The organism is Ginsengibacter sp. (assembly GCF_057362405.1).
Genome location: NZ_JBMQQG010000045.1, coordinates 24,742 through 49,786 on the forward strand (window position 1 = coordinate 24,742; position 25,045 = coordinate 49,786).

General features: G+C 38.4%; 23 protein-coding genes. 10 read left to right on the forward strand and 13 right to left on the reverse strand.

All coding sequences use genetic code 11. The features are described from left to right. Positions 1-2: 2 nt before the first annotated feature. Positions 3-1,322, reverse strand: a complete 1,320-nt coding sequence (locus ACO1O5_RS03840) for an IPT/TIG domain-containing protein (RefSeq protein ID WP_486268516.1) — start codon at positions 1,320-1,322, stop codon at positions 3-5. A gap of 898 nt (positions 1,323-2,220) precedes the next feature. Between ACO1O5_RS03840 and ACO1O5_RS03845 the strand changes: the two genes are divergently transcribed. Further along, the gene (locus tag ACO1O5_RS03845; protein ID WP_486268517.1) at positions 2,221-3,561 is read left to right on the forward strand and encodes a T9SS type A sorting domain-containing protein; all 1,341 of its coding nucleotides are present in this window, start codon (positions 2,221-2,223) and stop codon (positions 3,559-3,561) included. A 437-nt stretch (positions 3,562-3,998) separates the two neighbouring features. Here ACO1O5_RS03845 and ACO1O5_RS03850 read toward each other — a convergent pair whose 3' ends face one another. From ACO1O5_RS03850 to ACO1O5_RS03860, 3 genes are all read right to left on the reverse strand, one after another. Then, positions 3,999-4,505 (reverse strand): GNAT family N-acetyltransferase, encoded by a 507-nt coding sequence (locus tag ACO1O5_RS03850; RefSeq protein WP_486268518.1) that lies wholly within the window; start codon positions 4,503-4,505, stop codon positions 3,999-4,001. 245 nt (positions 4,506-4,750) lie between these two features. Further along, a complete protein-coding gene (locus ACO1O5_RS03855) occupies positions 4,751-5,185 on the reverse strand; it encodes a VOC family protein (protein ID WP_486268519.1) in 435 nt (144 codons plus the stop codon). Between the two features lie 316 nt (positions 5,186-5,501). Then, complete coding sequence (locus tag ACO1O5_RS03860; RefSeq protein ID WP_486268520.1) at positions 5,502-5,627, reverse strand: hypothetical protein; 126 nt, start codon at positions 5,625-5,627, stop codon at positions 5,502-5,504. A gap of 219 nt (positions 5,628-5,846) precedes the next feature. Here ACO1O5_RS03860 and ACO1O5_RS03865 point away from each other — a divergent pair, with 219 nt between their 5' ends. Beyond that, the gene (locus tag ACO1O5_RS03865; protein WP_486268521.1) at positions 5,847-6,902 is read left to right on the forward strand and encodes a virginiamycin B lyase family protein; all 1,056 of its coding nucleotides are present in this window, start codon (positions 5,847-5,849) and stop codon (positions 6,900-6,902) included. Between the two features lie 313 nt (positions 6,903-7,215). Here ACO1O5_RS03865 and ACO1O5_RS03870 read toward each other — a convergent pair whose 3' ends face one another. Beyond that, positions 7,216-7,728 carry a hypothetical protein gene (locus ACO1O5_RS03870; protein ID WP_486268522.1) on the reverse strand — a complete coding sequence of 171 codons (513 nt, stop codon included), beginning with the start codon at positions 7,726-7,728 and terminating at the stop codon, positions 7,216-7,218. A gap of 629 nt (positions 7,729-8,357) precedes the next feature. Here ACO1O5_RS03870 and ACO1O5_RS03875 point away from each other — a divergent pair. Together ACO1O5_RS03875 and ACO1O5_RS03880 are read left to right on the forward strand one after the other, a co-directional pair. Then, positions 8,358-9,767 (forward strand): leucine-rich repeat domain-containing protein, encoded by a 1,410-nt coding sequence (locus ACO1O5_RS03875; protein WP_486268523.1) that lies wholly within the window; start codon positions 8,358-8,360, stop codon positions 9,765-9,767. Next, positions 9,767-10,432 carry a CPBP family intramembrane glutamic endopeptidase gene (locus ACO1O5_RS03880; protein WP_486268524.1) on the forward strand — a complete coding sequence of 222 codons (666 nt, stop codon included), beginning with the start codon at positions 9,767-9,769 and terminating at the stop codon, positions 10,430-10,432. The genes ACO1O5_RS03875 and ACO1O5_RS03880 overlap by 1 nt, the downstream gene beginning before the upstream one ends. A gap of 377 nt (positions 10,433-10,809) precedes the next feature. Here the strand turns inward: ACO1O5_RS03880 and ACO1O5_RS03885 are convergent, their stop codons facing one another. The 3 genes from ACO1O5_RS03885 to ACO1O5_RS03895 form a co-directional block, all read right to left on the reverse strand. After that, positions 10,810-11,190, reverse strand: a complete 381-nt coding sequence (locus ACO1O5_RS03885) for a hypothetical protein (RefSeq protein WP_486268525.1) — start codon at positions 11,188-11,190, stop codon at positions 10,810-10,812. Positions 11,191-11,461: 271 nt separating this feature from the next. Beyond that, positions 11,462-13,120 (reverse strand): NAD(P)/FAD-dependent oxidoreductase, encoded by a 1,659-nt coding sequence (locus ACO1O5_RS03890; RefSeq protein WP_486268526.1) that lies wholly within the window; start codon positions 13,118-13,120, stop codon positions 11,462-11,464. A gap of 12 nt (positions 13,121-13,132) precedes the next feature. After that, entirely contained in the window at positions 13,133-14,527 is a 1,395-nt protein-coding gene (locus ACO1O5_RS03895; protein WP_486268527.1) for an ATP-binding protein, read from the reverse strand. Positions 14,528-14,812: 285 nt separating this feature from the next. Between ACO1O5_RS03895 and ACO1O5_RS03900 the strand changes: the two genes are divergently transcribed. The 3 genes from ACO1O5_RS03900 (at position 14,813) to ACO1O5_RS03910 (ending at position 17,634) form a co-directional block, all read left to right on the forward strand. Continuing rightward, positions 14,813-15,328 (forward strand): GNAT family N-acetyltransferase, encoded by a 516-nt coding sequence (locus tag ACO1O5_RS03900; RefSeq protein WP_486268528.1) that lies wholly within the window; start codon positions 14,813-14,815, stop codon positions 15,326-15,328. 547 nt (positions 15,329-15,875) lie between these two features. After that, positions 15,876-16,898, forward strand: a complete 1,023-nt coding sequence (locus ACO1O5_RS03905; RefSeq protein WP_486268529.1) for a sterol desaturase family protein — start codon at positions 15,876-15,878, stop codon at positions 16,896-16,898. Between the two features lie 361 nt (positions 16,899-17,259). After that, the gene (locus ACO1O5_RS03910; RefSeq protein ID WP_486268530.1) at positions 17,260-17,634 is read left to right on the forward strand and encodes a hypothetical protein; all 375 of its coding nucleotides are present in this window, start codon (positions 17,260-17,262) and stop codon (positions 17,632-17,634) included. A 216-nt stretch (positions 17,635-17,850) separates the two neighbouring features. Here the strand turns inward: ACO1O5_RS03910 and ACO1O5_RS03915 are convergent, their stop codons facing one another. Further along, the gene (locus tag ACO1O5_RS03915; RefSeq protein WP_486268531.1) at positions 17,851-18,855 is read right to left on the reverse strand and encodes an aldo/keto reductase; all 1,005 of its coding nucleotides are present in this window, start codon (positions 18,853-18,855) and stop codon (positions 17,851-17,853) included. 248 nt (positions 18,856-19,103) lie between these two features. On the opposite strand from ACO1O5_RS03915, the gene ACO1O5_RS03920 reads away from it, so the two are divergent. Next, on the forward strand, positions 19,104-19,685 hold the full coding sequence (locus tag ACO1O5_RS03920; protein ID WP_486268532.1) for an RNA polymerase sigma factor: 582 nt from the start codon (positions 19,104-19,106) through the stop codon (positions 19,683-19,685). 27 nt (positions 19,686-19,712) lie between these two features. On the opposite strand, the gene ACO1O5_RS03925 is transcribed toward ACO1O5_RS03920, so the two are convergent. Together ACO1O5_RS03925 and ACO1O5_RS03930 are read right to left on the reverse strand one after the other, a co-directional pair. After that, the gene (locus tag ACO1O5_RS03925; RefSeq protein ID WP_486268533.1) at positions 19,713-20,342 is read right to left on the reverse strand and encodes a response regulator; all 630 of its coding nucleotides are present in this window, start codon (positions 20,340-20,342) and stop codon (positions 19,713-19,715) included. Positions 20,343-20,355: 13 nt separating this feature from the next. Next, on the reverse strand, positions 20,356-21,789 hold the full coding sequence (locus tag ACO1O5_RS03930; RefSeq protein ID WP_486268534.1) for a hybrid sensor histidine kinase/response regulator: 1,434 nt from the start codon (positions 21,787-21,789) through the stop codon (positions 20,356-20,358). Between the two features lie 286 nt (positions 21,790-22,075). On the opposite strand from ACO1O5_RS03930, the gene ACO1O5_RS03935 reads away from it, so the two are divergent. Together ACO1O5_RS03935 and ACO1O5_RS03940 are read left to right on the forward strand one after the other, a co-directional pair. Then, positions 22,076-22,537, forward strand: a complete 462-nt coding sequence (locus tag ACO1O5_RS03935) for a DUF4231 domain-containing protein (RefSeq protein ID WP_486268535.1) — start codon at positions 22,076-22,078, stop codon at positions 22,535-22,537. A gap of 8 nt (positions 22,538-22,545) precedes the next feature. Next, positions 22,546-22,689 (forward strand): hypothetical protein, encoded by a 144-nt coding sequence (locus ACO1O5_RS03940; RefSeq protein ID WP_486268536.1) that lies wholly within the window; start codon positions 22,546-22,548, stop codon positions 22,687-22,689. Between the two features lie 266 nt (positions 22,690-22,955). On the opposite strand, the gene ACO1O5_RS03945 is transcribed toward ACO1O5_RS03940, so the two are convergent. Beyond that, positions 22,956-24,308, reverse strand: a complete 1,353-nt coding sequence (locus tag ACO1O5_RS03945) for an outer membrane beta-barrel protein (RefSeq protein ID WP_486268537.1) — start codon at positions 24,306-24,308, stop codon at positions 22,956-22,958. Between the two features lie 168 nt (positions 24,309-24,476). Beyond that, the coding region (locus ACO1O5_RS03950; protein WP_486268538.1) for a polysaccharide biosynthesis protein at positions 24,477-25,045 on the reverse strand (569 nt) is incomplete at its 5' end.

Genomic DNA, 25,045 nt, shown 5'->3' on the forward strand with positions numbered 1-25,045 from the left:
TTTTATTGCACAGTAACTTTCCTTACCTTATTGGAAGAGTTATCCATTACATACAGGTTGCCACTTGAATCCATAGCCATGCCAAGAGGATTTTTAAAGCTCGCCTGGTATCCTATCCCATCAATTGAAGTTTGATTACCGTTTCCCGCAAGCGTTGCTACAAATCCCGTAGGTGTAATAATTCTTATTGTTCCATATCCGTTATCTGTTACATAAAGATTGCCGGAAAGGTCGGCCACAATACCTACTGGATAATTAAAGGCTGCTGCGGTGCCTGCACCATCTGCGGAGCCCGCCTGACCGGTGCCTGCCACTGTGGTTACCGTTCCATCAGCAGCTATTTTTCTTACATCGTAATTTTTTTGTTCTGTCACGTATAGGTTATTCGCTGCATCTATTGCAACCGAGAGCGGTGTATTAAAAGTTGCTGAAAGTGCGGCACCATTTCCTGCTCCCGCTGTCCCGTTTCCGGCAACCGTTGTAACGACTCCGGCGGGGGTTATTTTTCTTATCTTGTTGTTCGCCGCATCTGCCACGTATATATTTCCATTGTCGTCGGCTGCAAGGCCCAACGGATCTTGAAAAGTGGCTGAAGTGTCGCTACCATCGCTTGAGCCGGTTCGCCCGGTAGGGCTTCCTGCAAATGTACTAACGGTACCATCAGACGCTATTTTGCGAATGTTGTCGGAGCCGATTTCTGACACATAAATATTTTCATTCTTATCCACCGCAATACCATAAGGATAATTAAAAGTTGCGGTACCAGAAGGTCCATCCTGGTTTCCCTGGCTGCCCGTGCCTGCCACCGTACTGACAGTTCCGTCAAAAGCAACTTTTCTTATCTTATGATTGTACGTATCTGCAACAAATAAATTTCCGTTGGCACCCATTGCACAACCCCACTGGCCATTAAAGCTGGCGGCAGTTCCCGTTCCGTTGTCCGAGCCGATCGCTCCGCTCCCGGCAAGTGTTGAAACTGTCAAGTTAATGATCCGGGTATCAATGCCGGAAGTTGCGGTATTACCATTAACGGTTACTGAAATTTTGCCCGTAACTGCATTCGTAAAAACGACGGCTAGTTGGTTAGATGAAGCGGAAGTCACCGTTCCGGCAACACCGTTAATCGCTACCGTATTACCTGAGATACTTGGGCTGAAATTAGTACCTGCAATTAGAATATGATATCCTATACCTGCAACTAGATTTGATACACCAGTAACTGTAGGCGGGCCAGATGGAGCAGCAATTTTATTTTTTTTACAACCCGAAAAAATGCATACAAGGAAGACTAGCGATCCTAAACGTAATAATAAACTTTTCATAGTGGTTATTGTGAATCAAAGATAAAAGTATGATTTTTTCATTTAGATAAATTTGATCAATATTATCTCCGAAATAAAATCTCCACTTTCACATCCGGATTCACCATGATGTAAAACCTTAGCCGCATTTTAAAAAAAATTAAAACTGTAATGTTTAGCCTGCAAAACCTTAAAGAATTGTTAGAAAAGGAATGATTTTCCGACTCTTATTTGTTTTTGAAAGTTGTAAAAACAAATCCGGAAAGGAAAAGTCAAGGTAAAATTACGAACTGGTTGAACGATTTCGGAAATTCCCAAGGAGCAATCATAGCTTGCTGCCAAGAAAGCTTGGGTATCCAAACCCCGGATTTCGCCGCCAACTTCATCCCGGAATTCCATATTCATAGTTTCACAGATAGCTGCATTGAACTAATCAATGGCATTTAAAATATTGATATTCATAGAGCTTTCAGGAGTAAGAGAAATTCCATTCCCTCATGCATCGAACCGGGTAAAATCAGACTCAAGCGCTGCAACTAAATTTTTCAATTTTTATTGTGTAACACAGGAAATAATTCAATTTCTTTAGATAAATTAAAAATATTACAAATTTTTTCGGCAATATTCAAGAAATTATCAAATAACATTGTTCTTAACAAATAGACATTTTTTAATTAACCACCCAATAATTTCGAAAATTTCTTAATCAGCAAAGACAGTAATTTTACGGTCTTGCATTCCCGGAAAATGTACTCTATGTTTGTATTCGAATTAGAAATGTATGTTACCTCTTACTTTCTTATTTCACTAACACCTCCAATCTTGTAGAATAACCTTGACCTTCTCCTTTTGAAATTCCTTAAATGATTTAAGCAGTCAATCTGCAAAAAAATTTTAGGTAACCTCAAAACCCAAGAAAATGAACAAGAATTTTACGCTATTTGGTAAGTGCATGCTTATCCTTACCATTTTTACTCTCCTTTTAAGTTTTTCTGCTAATGCCGGTGGTGGCAAGGGCAAAGCCCCGAAGTTTAAATTTAGTAACCCTGTTTTGGTATCGGGTACTAATGGTCAAATTGGAGCTAAATACCTTTTTACAAATGTTTATAACAACAAAGATGCTTATGTTACTATAATAAACATTGTAGGCGGAGCCGTACTTAAAGACATGGATAATACTTCTACAGGTTATCTCGATGCATGGCAGCCAACTGTCGGCGGTCCCGGCACTTTTGGTACTTCTTATATTAAGTGGGATGTTGAGTTTGACAGTGCAAATGTCCCTTATGTATTTCCCCTGATAGATTTATCTGCGGTAGATGTCGACGGAGATAACGTTAGGGTAAGAGAATTAAGCGGAATTGTTGGAAGCAATGTTAATTATAGCCTGCCGGATACTTTAATACCAAGTTTGCTAACCCTTTCCAGCATGAAAGATACTGATAATTTGTTAGGAACGGATGACGACGATTCAGTCTTTATGGCCTTAGGCCCTGTGGCAAACCGCGTTGGGATTGATACCCTGGCTTTTGATGTAAGAATTGATTACAGTTTTACTAACCGTTCAAGCTTTCAAATTTATACCGGGGCCGAGGTTGACAATAATGGAAACAATGGAGCTATTGCTACAGATCGTTTTCACAGTATTTACTTCGGAGACCTTATCGGTCGTTACAGCGTTCTGCCTGTTACCTACGAAAGCTTTGATGCGATATATGACAATAATGCAGTTAAATTAAACTGGACAACAAGTGCAGATATTAACAATGATCATTTTGAAGTAGAACGAAGTTTTGACCAGGTTACCTTTTCAACTGCTGCATTTGTTTTAGGAGCTCAATCTCAGAACAACGGAATTGCTCAATATAGCTTTAAGGACAATGACAAGGAAATCTCAAACCACACTATTATTTATTATAGGTTAAAACAAGTTGATGTAAAAGGCCACGTAACATATAGTGTAATAAAAATGGTTCGCGTCAGCAACGTTGTTAATAACCAAAAAGTTTTAATACAGGTTATGCCAAACCCTTATATGGATAATCTCAATATAAATTTTACCAGCAATAATAGCGGAAAAGCGGAAATAAGAATGATCAGCCTTTCTGGAACTGTGGTGAAAAAAACGGAATCAACTATCAATAAAGGTGAAAACAATATTCAGTTGCAGGATCTGTCTTCTCAGCTTCCGGGAATGTATATTGTAAATGTTGTTGTAAACGGCCAAACAATTGCTAGTCAAAAAATAATAAAGAGCTAATTAAACTGGTTTTCTTTGGGGGTTTTTTGATTTTACAAAAGGGACAAGGTAAGGTCCCTTTTTGTTTTATTTCACGCTGACCTATTCATTTCGACATGTAGAATGAATATCAAACTGTAAACATAGGTTGCATTCAGATTTGTGAACCAATCGATCTGTCTGCTCACGATCCCCCGTCATCGCAGGGAGGTAAACAACCTATGAATATTATACCATCGATGATATCTGGAAAAAAGACGGTGAAAATAAAATCACTTTCTCAGCTCATGTTAATAACGAAGCCAGGAGCAAACCTTCTGATAAAAACCGCGGCATGCCTTTTAAATTAAACTACCCGGTCCGTGTTAAAGAAAAACTGGAAATATAAATGCCGGAACATTGGCCTATCTGATAAACGCTGCGAAAGGCAGTTTAGCATATCCTCGTCCGCGGGCAAACTAATAGTCTGACTTTTCGTTTTTTGGTGTTAACTCTAAGTTTAATTCGAAATACTTTGCTTCCTCGTATGGATTATATCGATAAGCTAGAATTTCCACAAAACCATTGTCGGTATATAATTTTATGGCCGATTTCATGAATTCTGCAGTGTCAAGTTTAATGGTAACGTAGTTTAATTTTTTTGCGATATCAACGCAGCGGATAAGTAATAGCTTTCCAATACCAAATCCCCTGCTGCCAGGTTGCACGAACATCCGTTTCAATTCACATTCGCTTTCATTAAATCTTTTTATTCCGGCAACTCCAACTGCTTTATCATTTCTTAATGCCAAACATAAACCGCCGTTAGGTTCGCTATATGTCACCTGCAAAGTATCTATTTCCTCATCAAAATTTTGAAAAGATAAATCAATGCCAAGCCATTTTACATATTCAAGTATTAATTCTTTTGCCTGCGAAAATTCAATTGCATTTTTTACTTCTATAATTTCAACTTGGTTTTTCATTTTATTTGTTTGGATGATCTTCGAAAAATGAGGCTTCATTATCTAAAATCTAAAACAAATATAACTACTCAACATTAGTGTGTACTGTTTGATTTATTAGAATAATTAATGAAAATATCTGTTGACATTTTTCATAGTTAGGCTGTAGAAGTGTGGCTGGCTTTCCTGCCAAGAACAAAAATTCCGCACAAATTTCCCGACCGAAAAAGTTGTATAAGTAATACCCCGATGCAATTGCTTTTCGTTTATGGCTGTTTCGGAAAGTTAAACATCCAGCGGGTACCAAACTTGTCTAAGCAAGATCCCCAATAACCCCAAAACTCATCCCTCATGGGTGCTATGTCGCTGCCACCTTCAGAAAGAGCTATGAATAACCTGTCTGTTTCTTCTTTCGAATCCGGTTCAAGACTAATCGTTACGTTATTACCTACTACCAATTTATGTCCCAAAGATTCGAGCATATCCGTGCCCATTAATAAGGTGCCCGCCAATATCGGAAGGGACACATGCATTACACTGTTTGCATCTTTTTCTGATAACGGGGGCATATCCGGACGCGGCGGCATGTCCTTCATATACATAACGGGCGTTGCAAATTCTGTATTAAATACTGATTTGTAGAAATTAAATGCTTCTTCAGTGTTACCCATGAAGTTGAGATAAATTGAAACTTTTGCCATTGTTTTAAGATTTACTTTGTTATTGAATTAAGTTTTCTTTTGTACAAAGTTGACTATTTCCTGCAAATAGTAAGGGGTGTAATTGAGGCATTTTCGGGGCTAATTGCGACAAATATGTTAAGTAAGAAAATTTACGCAGGCAGTCTTTCCTGAAATGATTTTATCTATTACTAACAGTAACTGCTATACGCTAAACATATTGGCTTGGCCTTTACCAACAATGCAACAAATTAACACCCAGCAAAATCCAGAGGACTCACGGAATAAATTCCAAAATATCTCCCGGTTGGCAGTTTAATCGGCATAGTTTATATAGTTAATTCGTTTTCGGATTGGATTTCGATTCTCCCCTCTTAAAAATCTGGGCAATTACAAATAGAGTAACGCCCATAAACAGCCATACATCAGCGCCTGAGGTGCGTTCTGCATCTATAGCTTTCACCTTATTTAATTTTCAACAAGGTTAATTCTTAGCATTAAGCATATTTTTTAAATGGTATCAACCCATCTAAAAATGTGATGAAAATTTTCCGGCGATTATGTATTCTTGCCTGGCGGCACTTGCGACTAATAAATTTCTTTCAAAAGAATTATAGGCAAAACGACAAATAATTTTGACTAGCAGCAAGTGACAAATCATTGTAGTTAATTAATTTTAAATATGAAAAAAACCGTTCGCATTTTAATCTACTCAATTACAGGAATTTTTTTCTTCGTATCCTGCAGTAAGAAATCTTCATCTGTTGAAAGCATTACGGGCATAAATCCTACGCATGGCCCAGGAGACACTACCGTTATAATCTCCGGCAGTGGGTTTGGCAATGTGGTCGCAAATGCGAGTGTTTATTTTAATGGGCACATCGCTACAATAGTGAGTATCAGCAACACAAAAATAGCGGCAAAAGTTCCCAGGCTGGCGGGCACAGGAGTGGTAACAGTTTCCCTTAATAACAATTCATTGCCAGGCCCGGTTTTCATTTATGATACTACCTACGCAGTAAGCACCTTTGCAACTGGACTGGCGTCTCCTTATGGTATTGCGGTAGATAATAGTACCGGCAATTTGTTTGTGGCGGCTTATGGCGACAATAGCGTTCAAAAGGTAACAAGTGGCGGTGTCGTTAGCCCTTTTGCGTCGGGATTTACGCTGCCCGGTGGTATTGCCATCGACAACAGCAGAAATTTATACGTTACAAATTTTGGCAACAACTCCATTGCTAAAATTACCCAGGCTGGAATTGTTTCTACTTATAAGGACAGCATCAGCCATCCTGCAGGTATCGTTTTTGATGCATCAGGTAATATGTATGTGACAAATTTCGGAGACACGACTATTTCAATAATCTCGGGAGGCGGAACTATCAGAACAATAAATACAGGCGTCATTTATACTACAGGGATTACTATTGATGCTAACGCTAACGTATACCTGACGAATTCAGCAGGAAATTCTGTGTCGAAGATAACCCCAAATGGCGATGTCAGCACATTTGCGACTGGTCTGCATACACCTTCTGATATCACCGCAGATAACATGGGTAACCTTTACGTAACTGATCCACATAATAACACTGTTACAAAAATTAAGCAAACTGGCGCCATTAAAATAATTGCGGAGGGCCTTGATGAACCGAATGCTATTACCATTGACCAGGCAGGCAATTTGTTTGTAGGATGTTTAAGCACTAATACCATTGCGAAAGTGAGTCCTCAATAAACCACGGGCTCATATGTTGGTATGTTTAGAATAATATTCACCAATGGTAAGCTTCGAATTATTTTTCACATCATGTTTAATTCTCATCACAGAAGGGACTTACAATGGTAAGAAACCGTTTCATACAACATTAATTTAGATAAAGAACTAAGAACATTCTACCTGGCGGTTATTAGCATAAAGTGTATCGCCCGTCTAATGGAAAGAGTTTATTGCAATTACAGGAGAAATTACTAAGTACCCCAATGTTGAGTTTATAAAATGAGAATTTTACCTGCGCAGGCCGCATGATGGCGGCACACTTACTTTACATTCAAATTCTTCTTTGAATGCGTCTTATTCTTGCATTTATAGATGGAATATTTTCTTTTCTAAGTTCAGATAAAATCAAGCTTAAATCCTTCTCATATTTGTTGTTGTGCTTTGCCATTTGCGAGAGCGCCTCAATGGAATTCACCCTTACTATTCGGGAATCCGTACTGTCTTTAGCCCACTTGAGCAATATGTTCCACCCTTTATCAAACTCTCCATTTACTAATTTAAGCCGGGGAATCAATAAAGCTAAATGCCATTTAAGTTCTTTATCTTTTGCAACGTAACATAGGTCAATAATATTCTTCTTATATTTTGCAAGATATTTGGAATTAGAAATGGTGATTTTTTCGATCGCATCGGCAGCCCTCATCACGATAATTCTGTCATTATGAAACAAAAGTCGAAATAGATCATCGAAATCGTTCTGATTTTCAATTTTCGCGATGACAAGATTGCTTTTGCCTATGCTCCGCAAATCGCCTCCTGCTAAGAATGTTTCTAAGTTGATCATAAGTATATTTTAATTTCTGTCTCCTTTTTGTTGGCTCTTTGTTATCTTTTAATCACACAGGGCGACGATCTAATTGTAGTCCTCTTCCGTAAAATTTGAAAATTAATTTCGAATGTCGGAATTTTCGCTTTTTTAAATGGCTTTTACTAAAACGCCTGCAATTAAGAAGTCAACTTCAAAGAAAATATTTTTTAAGTTAAGGCGTTTAACAGGAGATCGCCAGAGGTACGTGCGATTCATAGGCAATTAGTTTTGATAGGCCCCTATAATTTTATAGGGGTTTTTTATTTGAAGCCATTGTTCCAGCATTCAAGGTTGTTAGCTTGCTGCCAACATTGTACTTTAATATAGGCAATTCTAAAAGTCTAAATAGGTAAATGCCCGTACGCCGCAGCAGCACGTCGCATTATCGAATAGCCGTCCCTTGGTGACCATGTCATCAACGGCTAATAATCACATCTTTCAATGACTAAAGTCATTTCGAATCTTTAGCGCCCTGTTTAATTTTAAAAGGGCTTTTCTGTTCGGGAATTAATAACAGGTAACAATATCAGTCCTGAATAACACGGTAGTGGAAAAGCATAGAAAACCGCTGCCTCCAGTCTGTAAAAATGTAAAATAAACAGTGTATGGAAGCATTTAAACATCCGGGATACAAGGTGCCAAAAAAGAACTTTCGCTGGCTGTTCCTTGCTTTAATTGTATTCCTCCTTGCGTTAATCATTTCCATTGCATACCTGTTCAAAAATGAAAAGAGTTTTGTAGTTGTAAAACTATATGGACATGATCCGGCTATAAACCTTTCAAAGAATTACAATTTTGCATTTTTTTCTTCGCTGCGCCACAACAAAGGATCGATGCTTGCAGAGGAAGGCGATGTGTTGGTTTATAATAATACATTTATCTATTTTACAAATGCAGAAAATGATTCCATGCAAGTGGATGACTCGGGCGACTCGCTCGTTTTTGTAAACGGAAAAATAAACACGATTATCGTTGACAACAACAACCATAATGATGCCCTGCTTCCGTGGTTCCGTACAATGAAACCTTCGGACTTAACCAACCTTGAAGCCATTTATTTTGAATCTAAAATTCCTGATAACTACGTTCCTTATCTAAAAAAAATTGGGCGCCTGAGGCCAAATACTGCGATTTACACAGGAGATGATGACTCAGTGAAAATGGAAGATTCCTATAATAAGATAGCTGATTTTTTTTCGCCGCGTTTTGTAATGGCATCCATGAGACAAAAACAACTCCCGTTGCTGGCACGCTGGAAAAGAGCCAAATGTCTTTACATGGAGATAACAGATTCTATCATAACAGATATACTTCCTGCTATGCCTGCATTAAAACAATGTATTATTTATGGAAATGATATTAAAAAGATAGACGCATCCTTTTTCAGTAAAAATAAACAACTGGAAAAGCTAACCCTGATTTTGAAACTTGAGAATGATTCCCTGCTTCTGCCATTGGACAACCTAAGGGAACTCATCATTAATAACAGGGATGATACTACCGATTTATTAGCTCTCAAAAATAAGTTCGACAAACTAACGGTGTTTATCGTTTCAGGTGCGGCTATTAATATTGAAACACTGGGCACATGCAAAACCCTCAGATGGCTTGGCCTACCGGAAAATACAACACAGCATCAGTTTAATGAATTATCGACGAAACTGCCGTATCTGCAGGTACTCGAACTAACAGGAAGTGACTCCTTAAGAAACTTGGCTCCCTTGCAACAGTTTCCCAGCCTCAAGGGTCTCATATTAACTGATACGATCATAGATAAGACATCGCTTTATGCATTGAAAAAACTTAGATACCTTTCTTTGCCCCAGGATAATTTAAAAGATAGCGCTTATTTATCTGCACTGGAAAGAGCTTTGCCGGGATGTATCATTGTTCCCAATTCCGGTGCATGCCTTGGTTCCGGCTGGCTTCTTTTGCTGGCGCCTGTCGTGATATTATTGAGTCTTGTTTTTTACAAAACGAAGCATGAGGCAATTCATATAAGCAACCACCAATAATGAAACAAAAACAACAAACAATCATGGCAGCAGCACCTGTTAAAGATGATCTGAGGGATGGGATCCTTTGCGGAATCGGAGTGGTTGTTTTTGCCTATTTGATTCCATTTGCTTTCCCTCTCAAAGCAGTGGCATTTTTGATATTGTTTCTAGTGGGTTTTATAATTAAAAGGAATCTATTCCATCAAAAGGATTCCGCATTTCTTTTGGTTCGGGATGCTTTCTCAGAAAAGATGGTCGCTTATTACCTGGTAGGATTGTTAATGGGTATGGCAGGTGCCATGTATTACAGGGGCAGCATAGGTCTACCGGTTCTGCCGTTCATATTCAGAAGTTTTGCACTCGTGGCCATATGCATCGGCGCCATGGAAGAACTGGTATTTCGTGGTTTTATACAAGGAAGGCTTAGTAAGTGGCACCCGGGCTTTGCAATTGTTTTTGCAGCATTTGCCCATGCATCCTACAAGGCATTTCTATTTCTTTCTCCCGGTGCGCAGCAACATCTTCCAATATTGCCATTTTACACATGGACCTTTGGAGCTTTCATATTATTGGGCTTGTTAAGGTATTATTCAGGTCGAATACTTCCTGCTATTATTGCACATGCAGCATTTGACCTTCTTGTGTATAGTGAAAACCTACATTCGCCCTGGTGGGTATGGTGATAGAGGAAATAGCGCAACATCGCTTTTAAACGGTGATCAAATTTTCCTTTTGCGGCTTTGGGTCCTGATTTGTAATGGAGCAGATGGCGGTACATTGGGCCAGGTGCTCAAAGGGTTATCCTTTTTGCATTATTAATAAACAAGGGGTACCAAAAAGAAAAGAATAGCAATATTGACTACCTCTTTAATGGGAAATAAAGTTAGTAATGCCGCCAACTTATTTCAATGACTTCAGTCATGCAGGGCACTAACAGTAGAAAACGTTTATATGATTTTGCTAATGGCCGCAGGCAGGAGTATTGCCGGCATCCGCTTTCACTTGCGGAGTCTTGGAATGAATATTTCTCAACGGTGTTTCCTGATCTAAAACAATTTTTCTAAATCATTTCGATCAACCATTGGGTGGCTTCGTCCAAAGAAGTAAATGCGTAAAACGAAAGGCCCCTTGTTACGCATAATGTTTCCCATGATTCAGCAACCTCTTTATATTCCGGGGCTACAACAATAGCTATTATTAACGATCGGATTTCAGGCGGGTAATTATCTACATATTCCTGCACCAAACCAAAATAAGGAAATATCTCAAGTGGTAAATGGGTTTCAGTATCATCTACAAGCACTTTTTGAGCGCTATGTTTCATAATTTCATCAAACAGTAGTTGGGAATGCTGAAACAACTCTTCTTTGGTTTCGATATTTCCTTCGCAAACTATTAAAAGATAGCCCTCTTTATTTTGCGATGTGATATTGAGATTCATCTTGCAGTCTTATTAGTAAATGAAAAGTATTGTTGGTATACTTTCATATCATCAGCAATTCGTTATTAAATTGACATCTATGAATTATGTAACTTTTGATACCCGTTCACAACGTGTAACAATTTAATCAATTGAAGCTAACGCATAAACTGCGTTTTACCGCAAAATTATTTTTAACGGAAAATCTCAGGGACGGATGATGGTACAGTATCTTATTTATCCGATGCCGGAGATCTTTTATTAGTTATGGTAAAAGTTGATAACATTATTCTTAAATCTCGGTAAGATATTTATGTACAAAACTAATGGCCATTGAACCTTCACCAACAGCGGAAGCAACCCGGTTCATTGCACCGGCACGCACATCTCCGGCGGCAAATATACCGGCACAGCTTGTTTCAAGAAGGTAAGGATCCCGTTCCAGCTTCCATACTTTAGCGAAGCTATCGTATTGCTTTAAATCTCTGCCTGTCTCTATGAAACCCTTATCGTTAGTGATAATTTCTTTATCAAGCCAATCAGTATAAGGCCTGGCGCCGATGAACACATAGAGTGCCGCGGCATCTTCTGTATAAATTTCGTTAGTAGTTATATTTTTTATTACCACTTGCTCCAACCGTCCGTTGCCTTTTGCTTCAACGACTTCTCTGCAGATACATACACAAATATTGCTTACTCCTTTTATCTGGTCAATTAAGTAAGACGACATGGTGTAAGACAAGTTATCTTTTCTGATTAAAATATTTACCTGCCTTGCAAATTTTGAAAGATACATGGCCGCCTGTCCCGCAGAGTTTCCGCCGCCTACTACAAAAACAACATTGCCTTTGCATGATGCAGCTTCTGTCATTGCTGCACCATAATAAACACCAGCACCGGTAAAATCAGGAATGCCGGGAGTAGTGAGCTGGCGGTAATCGACACCTGTGGTAATTACAACTGCTTTCGTCACTATTTCTTTACCGTCATCCAATATTATTTTCTTATAACTATTTTGAATGGTTATTGCCTTCACCGATTGTGGTGACAGGAAATCGGTACCAAACCTTACAGTCTGGCTAATGGCTCTCCTCGTAAGATCGGCGCCGCTTAAACCCGCTGGAAAACCTAAGTAATTTTCGATGCGTGAGCTGGTGCCCGCCTGCCCGCCGGGAGCTTTGCGTTCAATTAATAATGTTTTTAAACCTTCCGATGATCCATACACAGAAGCGGCTAATCCCGCAGGCCCTGCACCGATAACCACTACATCATATATTTCATTTTTTACTTCCGGATTTAAACCGATGCGCCTTGCAACATCAATGATAGAAGGCGTCGCAATCTTAGATCCGTCTTCAAAAAATATTGCCGGTAAATCTTTTGCAGTAAGATTATTTAACTGCATTAATTGTGCGCCGTCATCGCTGGTTGCTTCCATCCATTGATAAGGAATCAGGTTGCCCGATAAGAACACTTTTATTTCGTGGCTCTTGGGTGAGAACTGGTAACCAACCAATTTTATACCTTTAAAATCAGGATGAAAATCGCCTTGCCAATCGTCCAGTAAATCATCAATAACAGGATACAATTTTTCTTCCGGCGGGCTCCAGGGCTTACTTAAATAATAATCAAGCTTTACCGTGTTGATGGCTTTAATAGCTGCATCAGTATCTGAATAGGCAGTTAATAAAACCTTCTTTGCATCATTATAGAATTCCATTGCTTTCGCTAAAAAATCTACGCCTTCCATTTCGGGCATGCGCTGGTCAGATATAAACATTGCAACGGTTTCACCTTTATTCTTTAATTCGAGCAAACTATCCAATGCTTCTTTTGCTGATGCCGTGCTCAGCACACGGTAATCCTGCCGGTATTTATTTTTTAAATCTCTTGTAATGGCACGCAACACCTGCATGTCATCGTCAATCACAAATATTATTGGCTGATTCATTTGATTTGTTTTTTAGTCATTCACAGGTAAACAAACTTCAAACTCGGTATCGCCCGGCTGCGAATTTACTTTAACCGAACCATTATGTTGCCTGATGATCCTGTTCACAACGTCGAGGCCCAATCCGGAACCCTTGCCCATTTCTTTCGTTGTAAAGAAAGGATCAAATATTTTCTGCTGAATATCTTTGGCAATACCAGGGCCATCATCTTTCAAGACTACTTTTACAAACTTCCCATCACGTGTTGTGCCTATTTCGAGCACCCCTTTATTGTTCACTTCCATGGCATCAATGGCATTGTCAATAAGGTTTGTCCAAACCTGGTTCAAATCACCCGGAAATGCTTTTATTTTCGGAATCGTCTCATCATAATTTTCAACTACAGTAACATTGGCATTTTTCAATTTATAATTAAGTATGGTTAAGGTATTGCGGATGCCTGTATGTATATCAATCATTTGCTTATCACTTGCCTTGTCCATAAAAGTAAAATTTTTCACTGCGCCAACAAGCTCAGAAATTCGTTCTGATGATATACGAATATCGTCAGCCATTTTATTGGTAACCAAAAAATTTCCGATCCACTCAAGTACTACAACCAGTTCATCTTGAGTTAAATAATTCTTTATAATTTCCAGGTCGCCTACCGTAAAATTAATTTCCGTTAAACCTTCGGTATCGATCTTCTCAATGTGATGATCTTCGAGCCAGGATATTAATTCATCTTCTACGTCCGCCTTTTGCAACATACTCAAAACAGGTTTTTCTGAACTAAGTTTATCCCGAACGAGCTGCTGAATTTTTTCAATCTTATCCTGGTCGACATGCAAACCAGAAACTGTTTTAAACAAATGCGGCAACTGCCTGACCTGGCTTTGTAACAAAGATGCAGCCCGCGATATGGCAGCCGCAGGATTATTTAATTCATGCGCTAAACCTGCGGAAAGTTTGCCTAAAGCAAACATTTTTTCATTCTGTTGAAGTGTGGCAGTTGTTTCCCGAACCCGTGTCGACATCATGTGCACCGGCGCTTCCGTTAGTTCATAATGTTGAGTGATACCTTGTTTGATGGAATCTGCGGAGCAAATAAATATCCATGACGGCTTTACGCATTCGCAATAAGCAAAAGCCTTTACCGCTCTCGAAAAAGGGAGATATCCTGTAACGCCGCCTGTTTCGATAGAAGCAATTTCTCTTAGCTGGCCGGATTGCGTCGTGCAGATTCTTATTTTACCATCCAGCACAATAAAGGTTTTCGTAACGGGATCGCCCTCTATGAATAAGGCTTCTCCTTCCTCCATTTCAATTGCTTCTCCCTTATCAATCAACCATTGCAGTTGTGCGTCCGGAACTTTTGCAAATTCAGGAACCACCTTAATGTCAGCTATACGCAATTCTTTCATCATTTTAATTCGAATTTCTGGTGCTGCTCAAAACACAAAGTACCTTTTAATTTAAAGAAAAAAAACATCCGGCTTTTAAAATTTTCATGAATTGTGTAATAATTATTGCAGGAATTAGATAATCAAAATCCCCATCTCTTAACATGGAGAAAATATAAAATATTTTTTCATTTTAAAAATGTCGCCTGCCAATAATTGTTCGCCCACAGTCACGAAATTTTTAATTGACATTCTTAATACTTAATTTTTGCAATTGTAGTTAGCTTTGCGATTAACTCACTTCATACCATGACTTCAATCGTTAGGGCCGCCAAAAAAGACTTTCAATTGTTGTCAGAAATAGCGGAGGTAACTTTTATAGAATCGCATGGAAGAAGCGCCAACGCAGAAGACATAAAATTGTACATAAGCGAAAAGTACAATGAAGACGTTTTTAAAGAAGAATTAAGTGATCCAAAAAATATCTACCATATCATTTACTTTAACAATAACCCGGCCGGCTACTCGAAAATTATCTTTGATGCACCCTACGCTGGAAGTGAAATAAAAAATATTACCAAGCTGGAACGAATATATTTATTGAGAGAATATTACGATCTTCAACTAGGCTCAGCGCTTTTTCATTTCAATTTAGATCTTTCAAAAGGTAATAATCAAGCTGGAATGTGGTTATATGTTTGGAAAGAAAATCCAAGAGCGGTTAATTTTTATAAAAAGCAGGGGTTTGTTATTATTGGAAGCCACGATTTCAAAATCTCCGAAAATCATTCAAACCCAAACCATCAAATGTTTCTCAGCTATTGAACTTGGCTATTAAAAATTATCAGCTTGCAGCTTCCTGCCGCAGCGGGTTGTGGTAATTTTAGTTATTGTGGCATATCATTTCTTTCCAAATAAAAATTCATCCGCCTTTTTAATATTAATTGTAAAATAACAGCAGGATTATTTCGTTATAAAATAACTCATAGTAATTGGTTTAAGATTTAAAAATGAAAGCCGGATCAAAATCCGGTTTTTTATTTTCATTCATTGAAATTTATTGGGTGTCTACATCTGAAACAGACACCTCCACCCGTGTTATTGAGCCCTTGATCTGCGGCGGACTAAAATTGCCGTTAACCAATTTTTCTTCATGAAGATGATAATTATCCACAAGGTTTTGCGGAATGGGGCAATGAACTTCAAAATGAGTTTAAAAATGATCTTACTTTTTTATCCCCCGGATTGGCTTGTAATAAATCATCGTAATTTCTTTAAATGGGATTAGTATTTTGCACGGGTATCTAAATCCTTAAAAAATATTAGATTTGAAAACAAAACCAATTGGTTTAGCAACTACAACTATTACCTCATGATTGCTTTGATAAATATATTTTCAATTCTATATGATCAATTGATCGGTTTTCTTGGCATTGGCTCATTACTTAAAATGTACCAGTCGGGTGACTATAGTTCTTTACAAACCTTACAAGGTATTGAAGGAGCTATTGGGCCCGTTATTCCTTTCCTCCTTATAATTGAAATCGCAAGAGCGGCATTTTATAAACGCTTTCGGGTTCTTGACTATAAGGTTCAATTCTTAACCTATGTTTTCAACAGTTTTGTCGGCCGTTTTATTTCAATAGCCGCTGTGGCATTTTGTATTGGGCTTTTTGAAAAGTATGCAATTATTAAAACTACGTTCAACTGGTACTGGCTTATCTTTGGCTACATTGTGTGGGAACTATCGCATTTTGTGTATCATTATCTTGCTCATAAAGTGAGGCTGTTTTGGTGTTTGCACTCAACACACCATGCCCCGCAAACGATGAACCTTTCCGTTACCTATGCACATTTTTTTCTCGAAGGACCTTATGCAGATGTTATCCGCACTTCAATTTGCATACTGCTTGGCGTTAACCCCGCACTATTATTTTTTATCATGTTTGTTGACGGCACGTGGGGCGCATTTATACATGTTGGAGAAAATATCTTAAAAAATGCACGGCTTGGCTTTTTAAATAATATCATTCTTACGCCATCTCACCACCGTGTTCATCATGCCCGCAATCCTTATTATATGGATACCAATTTCTGCAACCTGCTTAATATTTGGGATAAGGTTTTTGGAACTTATGTAACTGAAAAAAAAGAAATCCCTGTTGAATATGGCATAACGAGAAAGATGAACCCGAATAATTTTCCCGATGTTTATTTTGGTGAATTTGCAGCCTTGTTTCGGGATATAAAAAAGGCACCGGGCATAAAGAATAAATTTTTGTACCTGGTAATGCCTCCGGGGTGGAGCCATACCGGTGAACATAAAACTGCGCATATCGTGAGGAAAGAGTTTTTGGAAACTGAAATGAAGCAAGCGCAAATGACATCGTCTTAATAACGGAGGTGCCGGAACCTGGCATATGTCAGAAGAAATTATCGTGTATGCCTTTGCGATAGTCTGGTCTTTTTTTAACGACCATAATGAGGGCCGAAAAAAATACATCATCCTCCAAGGCAAATTTGATAGTACCGATTTTGCATCTACGCTTATATGTTATATTTGGATTTCAGGTTAAGAATGACATCTCACTTCCAACAAAAAAAGTACTTAGCAGTCGAAATTATATGTTCCATTCAATTCCCTGTAGTACTTATTCTACAAAACTTCCGTTAAGAGCTTTACAGAAATTACGCTGAAAGTTCTATTTTTTTACCCGTTACGATGAACTTGCTTTGGGGCATCAAATACTTATACCATGAATACCCAAAAAAAATTTATTGTAATTATCAATGAATTCCCTAAAGTTTTGAACACGATAACTACTATGCTGAGAGACGAAAAGGTCGATTTTATTTTAGATGCATCCCGGTATCCATGCCCGGTTTCACTATTACGGGTTGCACAACCAGACAATATTCTACTTAAACTAAATCTCTCCTCAAAACAAGCGATTGAATTAACCGGTAAAAATTTATCAGAAAATATGGAAATGAAAAAGGGAATGATTACTGGAAATCCGCATGCCTACTACATGAGCCTCTGCAGCACCTTGTGGACTAATTATCACATTAACCAGTGTCTGGATATAGAATTAATACCTGGGGCCATATCAAAGCAACAATTAAATTAGTACTGTAACACATATTACCTTTCAAAATAACACTCAACCACTTGAAACAACTCTGAACTGCCCTGTTTACTTCCAGCATAAACCCTGATTAGAACCACAAGGGGCAGTTCTTTTTAAATTCATTCAACGATTTTAAATACTGTAGAACACATCTGAACTAACTGACACTCACCGGCCCCTGTCTAAAAAGGCAGGGGCATTTTTTTATTGCGATATTTACCTGTTAACAAGTTTTAATGCGCCTTCGCTATAGCGTTCGCCCACATCAGGATGACGTGAAACAATATCATCGATAGTGTCAAGATCGTATTCACTAAGTTTAATATCCACCGCAGCGGCATTTTCTTCAAGATATTTTATTCGCTTGGTTCCCGGAATCGGTATAATATCGTCTCCTTGCGAAAGCACCCATGCAAGCGCTAACTGTGCCGGTGTGCAATTTTTTGATGCTGCAAATTCCGCAAAGTCATCAACAAGTTCTTTGTTATTTTTCCAATGCTGTTCATTAAAACGAGGTAATGTTCTGCGAAAATCATCCTGCGCAAGTTTATCTTTATCACTAACAGTTGCAGTAATCAAACCTCTTGCCAATGGGGAGTAAGGAACGAAAGTGATACCAAGTTCGCGCACTGTTTTTAGTATGTCACCTTCCACATCCCTGGTGAGTAAAGAGTACTCGCTCTGCAAAGCGGTTATGGGATGAACTTTATTGGCTCTGCGAATTGAATTGGCAGATGCTTCTGACAAACCGAGGTATCGAACTTTACCTTCTTTTACCAGGGTTGCCATTGCACCAACCATTTCTTCAACGGTTGTATTGTCTGGAATGCGATGAGCATAATACAAATCGATAGTGTCAATTTTTAAACGCGTCAGGCTTTTTTCAACAGCCTCTTTTACATAGGCTGGTGAGCCATCGAAATAAGTTCCCGGTATGCCTGACATTCCTGTGGTTCCCTCTTTACGCCGAAAGCCGAATTTCGTAGCAATAAAAATTTTATCGCGGTTAGGTACCAACACTTTTGAAATTAATTCCTCATTGTGACCAATGCCGTACATATCTGCAGTGTCCCAAAAGTTGATGCCTAATTCAATCGCTCTCTCAAGTACTTTAATACTTTCATTGTCATCTTTGGGGCCATAAGCAAAACTCATTCCCATACAACCCAGGCCTATAGCCGATAATTTTTCACCAGTGTTACCTAATTTTCTGTATTTCATAAAATAAAATTTACAATAAGGACCCGCAACAGTTATGCCAGTTGAACGTTCCAAGCTACATCTTAGTACTTAAATAATATGGAAATGTGAATTCAACTTTTTCCTCAGGGTTTCATATTTCTTAACTAACAATTTTGTAACAGAAGTACTACAAATGATTTTCTGCAATTACTACAAATGTGCATCCCGGCATCTCATATTTTTGTTTAAGCATTTACACCATATCTAAACCTACAAAAAACCAAATCATGAATTCCCTAACAAATTTATCCGACCAACAACTTGTTGCTTTTTCTATTGATGGAAACATGGATGCACTTTCAACGCTTGTTCACCGTCACAAAGACAAGTTGTACACGTCAATTTATCTGCTGGTAAAAGATAAATATCTTGCTGAAGACTTTTTCCAGGATACTTTCTTCAAAATCATCGACACGCTTAAATCAGGTAACTACAAGGAAGAAGGTAAATTTCTGCCTTGGGCTATGAGAATTGCACATAATCTTTGTATTGATCATTTTAGAAAATTAAAACGCCTGCCAACAATTAAAACCAGCGACGACCGGGATATTTTTGATGTGATTACTTCATCCGAAGGTTGCGCTGAAGACGCCATTATGGAAAGCGAGACTCATGGTAAAGTATCGAAAATGCTAGAGTTATTGCCGGAAGATCAGAGGGAAGTAATCGTTCTGAGGCATTACGCCGGCATGAGCTTTAAGGAAATTGCCAAAATAACCAACTGCAGTATTAATACAGCGCTTGGCCGTATGCGTTATGGCTTGTTGAATTTAAGAAAGATGATTGCCGGGAAACAGATTGCACTATGATGGCGCGATTTCCCCCAGGGTGCCTTGTCAGGTAAATTTATTTTCGATGGCATAACGTATTAATTCGGCATTTGTCTTCATGTTCATTTTAGCGAGTACACGTGACCGATAGGTACTGACTGTGGTCAAACTTAACGAAAGTAATTCTGCAATTTCCGAAACACCTTTGCCCTCTGCTATAAGTTTGAAAACATGAAACTCTCTATCTGAAAGCAGTTCGTGTAATGGTTTTTCAAAGTTATGATCGAGTTCATCTGCCATTTTTTCGGCAATGACTGGTGAAATATACTTACGGCCTTGTAGTACTCTTTGCACTGCTTTAACTAAATCGTCGGTAGCGGCCTGCTTACTTAAATAGCCAGCCGCACCTGCCTTTAGTACTCTAATTGCATATTGTTCTTCGGGATGAATTGAAAGAATAAGTACTGGCAGCCCTGGATAATTTTGTTTAATATCATGTAAAACATCCAGTCCGCTTCGGCCTGGCATCGAGATATCACTTATCACAATATCCCATTTGCTGCTGATCACTTTTTTAAAAACACCTTCTGCATCTTCAACTTCATCTATAAAGGCGGTAGGATATTCTTCCATAAGAATATGTTTTAATCCTTTTCGAATAACGGCGTGATCATCGGCAATTAAAATTCGTAACATAGGTAAGTATTAATCATATTGGAATATGTATTTTAATTATTGCCCCCTTTTTAACATTGCTGCCCAGATCACATTGTCCACCTAATAAAAATACCCGTTGCCTGATGCCCAGAAAGCCCATTGTTTTCCTGATACTCTTTGCATCGGAATTTGCATCTGGTTCTCCATCGTTAACTTCGAGGACAAGTTTGTTATCGCTCAATTGCAAACTGGCCATTACTTTAGTCGCAAATGCATCATTGATGATGTACGTCAAAGCTTCCTGGTAAATTCTGAATATGGCAGTAGAAAATATCTCCGGTAGCACGAGTTCTTTTTTGTTAGCCTTAAAATCTATGTTAATGCCGGATAATTTTTCCTTCTCGGCGCTATACCATTCCAATGCGGCTATCAATCCAAGATCGTCGAGGATACCCGGGCGAAGACTTGATAAAATTCTTCGGACTGAATCTATTGTTTCGTCTATACGGTTAATTATCTCGTTACCTTCCTGCTGCATCTCAATGTCAATAACACCCAGTTTTTTTATAAGCATGTATATTTCCATTTTCAGCCCCGAAAGCTGTTGTGCCAATTCATCGTGTATTTCACGAGCAATTTTGGTCCTCTCTTCTTCTCTTACATTTTGCAAATGGCCTGAAAGACTATTCAGTTGCTGATTTAAATCTTTCAGATCTCTATCGATTTTTTTTCTTTCTGTAATGTCGCTCGATACGCTAATAACACCAATAATTCTATTTCGATCATCATGCACAGCAGCTTCAGTAACATAAATTGGAAAAATATTATTGTCCTTTCGCTGAACCATAATTTCGCCGGACCAGTTATTACCGTTAGCTAAATGTTGCTTGCTATCTATATCCTGGCCGCCTGTTTTTTGAGGTCGTATCAGTTCATAAACATTTTTACCAATAGCTTCTTCAGATGTCCATCCGTAAATTTTCTCAGCTGCCTTGTTCCAAAAATTAATGGTGCCATTGTTGTCTGTTGCCAGCACGGCTTGTCCTATTGTATTTAATAAATCTGCTTTGAATTTGTTTTTCTCTTCGGCCTCCCTGTTCTTTCTCTCAGTCTCTCTTTGTTTTAATGCGGCTTTAATAGATTCAGGCAATCTTACTAACCTGTCTTTTAATAAATAATCGTCGGCACCTAACTTTATAATACTAACGGCAAATTCTTCCGATACAGTTCCGGTAACTAATATAAAAGGAATATGCGGAGACCTTTCCCGCAGTATTAACAATGCTTCCGTTGCATCAAACTGAGGCAGCGCATTATCTGAAACGACTATGTCGGGTTGAAATTCGTCCAATGCTTTTACGTAGGCAGGCTTGTCGACAACTAATAAAAATTCATATGCTGCATTATCTTTCTTCAACAATCGTTGAATAAGAACAGCATCGGACTCATTATCTTCAATCAGCAATATTTTTAATGAAGACTTCATTAAGATTAATAGTAAAATTATGATTATGTATTTATTAAATCATTGTTTTTTATTCAATTATATCTTCAGGCATACAGGAATTTAATGAGAATAAAGTTCGTTAAATAATTTCAGCCAGCATATAACGTATACGTGTATCCGAAAAACGTACCCATCCGACGCCGTTTAATGGCCGGCGGAAAACATAGATTTTAGTACAACACGAGACCAAAACTGAACATAATGCCTCAATTGGTAATTCAATGTTATCCTTAAAAAATGTTAGCTTAGAGTATAAAACCTGGTTATGGATAAAGTTTCATTTGATGACTACCTGGAGAATCGCTATAAAAAGCAAATGGAATACTACGGCAAAAATTCTGTAAAAAATCAAAAAAGATATAAGAAATTTCAATGGACCCTTATCATTCTCTCAGCCCTCGCCCCTGTGCTGGCGGCGCTTAACGGAACAGCCGTTTTTACTAACGGACGAGATACCGTGGCTCATAGCCAGGTTATACAGGTTGCCCTTCTTGTCGTTTCTTCTATTGTAGCTATTTTAACTACCGGGCTGAAGACATTTCAATACCAGGAACTGTGGGTTAAATACCGCACCGCTTACGAACAATTAAAACCGGAAATCTATTATTATGAATTTAATGTACCACCTTACAACGCTGCGGGTGTTGATAAAGAATTGCTCTTTGTAAGCCGCGTGGAAAGCATCTTAAACAAAGAACATATACAATGGCCTCCGGCAAAAGACTGAATTATCTTATGTTACTTTGGCTTGCTACGTGGAAAAATCGGGGAAGCCTTCAGATGTACCTGGATGGTTGGATAGGTCTTAATGAAAATAAGAATAATAGTTGGGCCATCAACAGGAAGCGTTTAGAGAGTATAACGGTGGCGGATAAATAAAAAATATGCGGTAAGTATATCCGTGTCATTACGTTTCCATTTACGTAAGAACTGGTTGAAATTTGCCAGCCTCTTTCTTATAATTCTCATGCAAGATAACTTGTCTCGGCCACTGGTTAATGTCGAAAAATATTTGAGTGCACTTCTTCCCTAGGGAAGGCCACACCGGGGCGCCAAAACATAAAATTACCGTGCAAAATATTAATCAATAAAAAAACCCTTCCCCAACAAAGGAAGGGTTTATCATTAAACAAAAAGTAGTACCTCTATTTAGACTTTATATCTACCGTATTAACATCACCTCCACCTACTTCGCAATCCGTAGTAATCCGATCATTACTAATTCCTTCTTTTTCCGTTAAGTAAGCCTTAACAGCCTGCGCTCTGCTATTACACAGTGCCTGTGATGCTTTGGAAGCGGCTGGATAACCGGTAACAATTATTGAACATGCAGCATTATCTCTCAATTGAGCAGCTACCGTTGCAAGCATTGCTTTTGCATCGCTGCTGAGGGATCTTCTGTTTCCCTTGAATGAAATACTTGGTAAATTCAGCATATGGCATTTGTCTGAGTCGGCCATTACCATGTTTTTGCAACATGCGGGATCAGGACATTTACCAATCCCATCTGCATCAACCGGTTGACACTCGGTCGGAGTAATTAACTCTTTATCCTTACAATCGGGAACACCATCACCATCTGTATCCCTGGAAACACCATGAGAATCTACAGCGCAGCCGGCTGGTGTGTTTGGTTCTTTATCAAAAATGTCAGCTACTCCGTCACCATCAGTATCGGTTATACCCAATTTTAATGAATCAACTTCTGTTTGTACGTGTGTAATCTGACTTTGTAAAATATCATTCAGCTTAGAGGCGGGATTATCAAACAGAAGTTGCTTTTGTCCTTTTTTTCCAAAAGCGAACTCAACACCAAGAAACCCGTAGGAAAATTTGTCCCTGTGGACATCTGCGTGAAGGTAGGTACCATCAAAATTATCATTATCAACAATATTACCCCTATATCCGAGATCAAGGTTGATCATTTCAGACAGATTAAATTTTAAGCCAATCCCTACCGGCACGAAAAAATTATGCAGGGCTTTTCCATTATCAAAGGCTGTTGACGTACCGGTTGCTCTATCAGTGGTAGTAGGCTTGTATTCGACTACTCCACCACCGGCCGTTACATAAGGAACTACTTTTGTGGTAGAATGGATCCAATTAATGGTCCCAAAAGTGTACACCCCGCTTAAAGCAAAGGAATAACCCATTTTCGTCTCAAATGAAGAGATCGGACGATCAGTTGCTGGTACACCATTCCAATAATCTTTATCATTATTTCCCTTAAGTTTACCACCAACATAGTCTAATTGTGCGCCAAGCCGGTGTGTAAACTGGTATTTTAAATTGGCTCCATACCCCAAACTATATTGTGGTTTTGTAAAATCGTTGGATCCACCTGTAATAATTGAAGGGCGTAATGCGCCTACGTTGACTCCAAGGGAAAACTTCCTGAACTGCTTTGTGCCTGTAAAAGGCGCCTGTGCAAACATGACTAAAGAGATTAATAAAAAGGTTCCCGTTAGTGCTGATGTTTTAATAAAGTTATTACTCATAATTGATTTGTATTTGATTTTATTTACGTTCATAAATTAATATAAGGCCTACCTAAAGTTTCGAATAAAATTATCTTATTGATGATTCCTGGTGTATTTATTTTTCAAAGTTAATTTTAATTGCATAAAAGAATTCAATTAAGATACAATATCACAAAAGCATAAGTTCTAATTTTCAATTATCACCTGAACCGGATCCATTTTTTGTTCTTCATCTAATTTTTCATAGACAGAATTTTTACTAATGAACTCCCTTACAATCCTTTTCATTTGCTTCACTGCAGGCACATTTTTATTTTGTGATGCCAGTTCTATCAAATAGTCTATGTTCTTATTTATTGTATTATTAATACCAGCATTATTAACCCGTGAAATCATTATTTTCCTGTGATGGGTCGGAATTACTTCTTCATTCTTATTCAATAATTCCTCATATAATTTTTCTCCCGGTCTAAGGCCTGTGTATTCCACCTGAATATCTTTACCCGGCGTTAAACCAGCCAGTCTAATCATTTTATGAGCAAGGTCTATTATTTTAACTGGTTGCCCCATATCAAAAACAAATATTTCACCTCCCTTACCCATCGTACCTGCTTCCAAAACCAATGAGCACGCTTCAGGTATCGTCATAAAAAACCGTGTGATGTCAGGATGGGTAACCGTTACCGGACCACCCCTGTTTATCTGTTCCTGGAAACGCGGAATCACAGACCCGTTTGAACCCAGGACGTTTCCGA

What these genes read in the sequence shown, in the direction of transcription:
- ACO1O5_RS03840 (WP_486268516.1), bottom strand. Translation starts at nt 1,322, where the DNA reads ATGAAAAGTTTATTATTACGTTTAGGATCGCTAGTCTTCCTTGTATGC.
- ACO1O5_RS03845 (WP_486268517.1), top strand. Translation starts at nt 2,221, where the DNA reads ATGAACAAGAATTTTACGCTATTTGGTAAGTGCATGCTTATCCTTACC.
- ACO1O5_RS03850 (WP_486268518.1), bottom strand. Translation starts at nt 4,505, where the DNA reads ATGAAAAACCAAGTTGAAATTATAGAAGTAAAAAATGCAATTGAATTT.
- ACO1O5_RS03855 (WP_486268519.1), bottom strand. Translation starts at nt 5,185, where the DNA reads ATGGCAAAAGTTTCAATTTATCTCAACTTCATGGGTAACACTGAAGAA.
- ACO1O5_RS03865 (WP_486268521.1), top strand. Translation starts at nt 5,847, where the DNA reads ATGAAAAAAACCGTTCGCATTTTAATCTACTCAATTACAGGAATTTTT.
- ACO1O5_RS03870 (WP_486268522.1), bottom strand. Translation starts at nt 7,728, where the DNA reads ATGATCAACTTAGAAACATTCTTAGCAGGAGGCGATTTGCGGAGCATA.
- ACO1O5_RS03875 (WP_486268523.1), top strand. Translation starts at nt 8,358, where the DNA reads ATGGAAGCATTTAAACATCCGGGATACAAGGTGCCAAAAAAGAACTTT.
- ACO1O5_RS03880 (WP_486268524.1), top strand. Translation starts at nt 9,767, where the DNA reads ATGAAACAAAAACAACAAACAATCATGGCAGCAGCACCTGTTAAAGAT.
- ACO1O5_RS03885 (WP_486268525.1), bottom strand. Translation starts at nt 11,190, where the DNA reads ATGAATCTCAATATCACATCGCAAAATAAAGAGGGCTATCTTTTAATA.
- ACO1O5_RS03890 (WP_486268526.1), bottom strand. Translation starts at nt 13,120, where the DNA reads ATGAATCAGCCAATAATATTTGTGATTGACGATGACATGCAGGTGTTG.
- ACO1O5_RS03895 (WP_486268527.1), bottom strand. Translation starts at nt 14,527, where the DNA reads ATGATGAAAGAATTGCGTATAGCTGACATTAAGGTGGTTCCTGAATTT.
- ACO1O5_RS03900 (WP_486268528.1), top strand. Translation starts at nt 14,813, where the DNA reads ATGACTTCAATCGTTAGGGCCGCCAAAAAAGACTTTCAATTGTTGTCA.
- ACO1O5_RS03905 (WP_486268529.1), top strand. Translation starts at nt 15,876, where the DNA reads ATGATTGCTTTGATAAATATATTTTCAATTCTATATGATCAATTGATC.
- ACO1O5_RS03910 (WP_486268530.1), top strand. Translation starts at nt 17,260, where the DNA reads ATGAATACCCAAAAAAAATTTATTGTAATTATCAATGAATTCCCTAAA.
- ACO1O5_RS03915 (WP_486268531.1), bottom strand. Translation starts at nt 18,855, where the DNA reads ATGAAATACAGAAAATTAGGTAACACTGGTGAAAAATTATCGGCTATA.
- ACO1O5_RS03920 (WP_486268532.1), top strand. Translation starts at nt 19,104, where the DNA reads ATGAATTCCCTAACAAATTTATCCGACCAACAACTTGTTGCTTTTTCT.
- ACO1O5_RS03925 (WP_486268533.1), bottom strand. Translation starts at nt 20,342, where the DNA reads ATGTTACGAATTTTAATTGCCGATGATCACGCCGTTATTCGAAAAGGA.
- ACO1O5_RS03930 (WP_486268534.1), bottom strand. Translation starts at nt 21,789, where the DNA reads ATGAAGTCTTCATTAAAAATATTGCTGATTGAAGATAATGAGTCCGAT.
- ACO1O5_RS03935 (WP_486268535.1), top strand. Translation starts at nt 22,076, where the DNA reads ATGGATAAAGTTTCATTTGATGACTACCTGGAGAATCGCTATAAAAAG.
- ACO1O5_RS03940 (WP_486268536.1), top strand. Translation starts at nt 22,546, where the DNA reads ATGTTACTTTGGCTTGCTACGTGGAAAAATCGGGGAAGCCTTCAGATG.
- ACO1O5_RS03945 (WP_486268537.1), bottom strand. Translation starts at nt 24,308, where the DNA reads ATGAGTAATAACTTTATTAAAACATCAGCACTAACGGGAACCTTTTTA.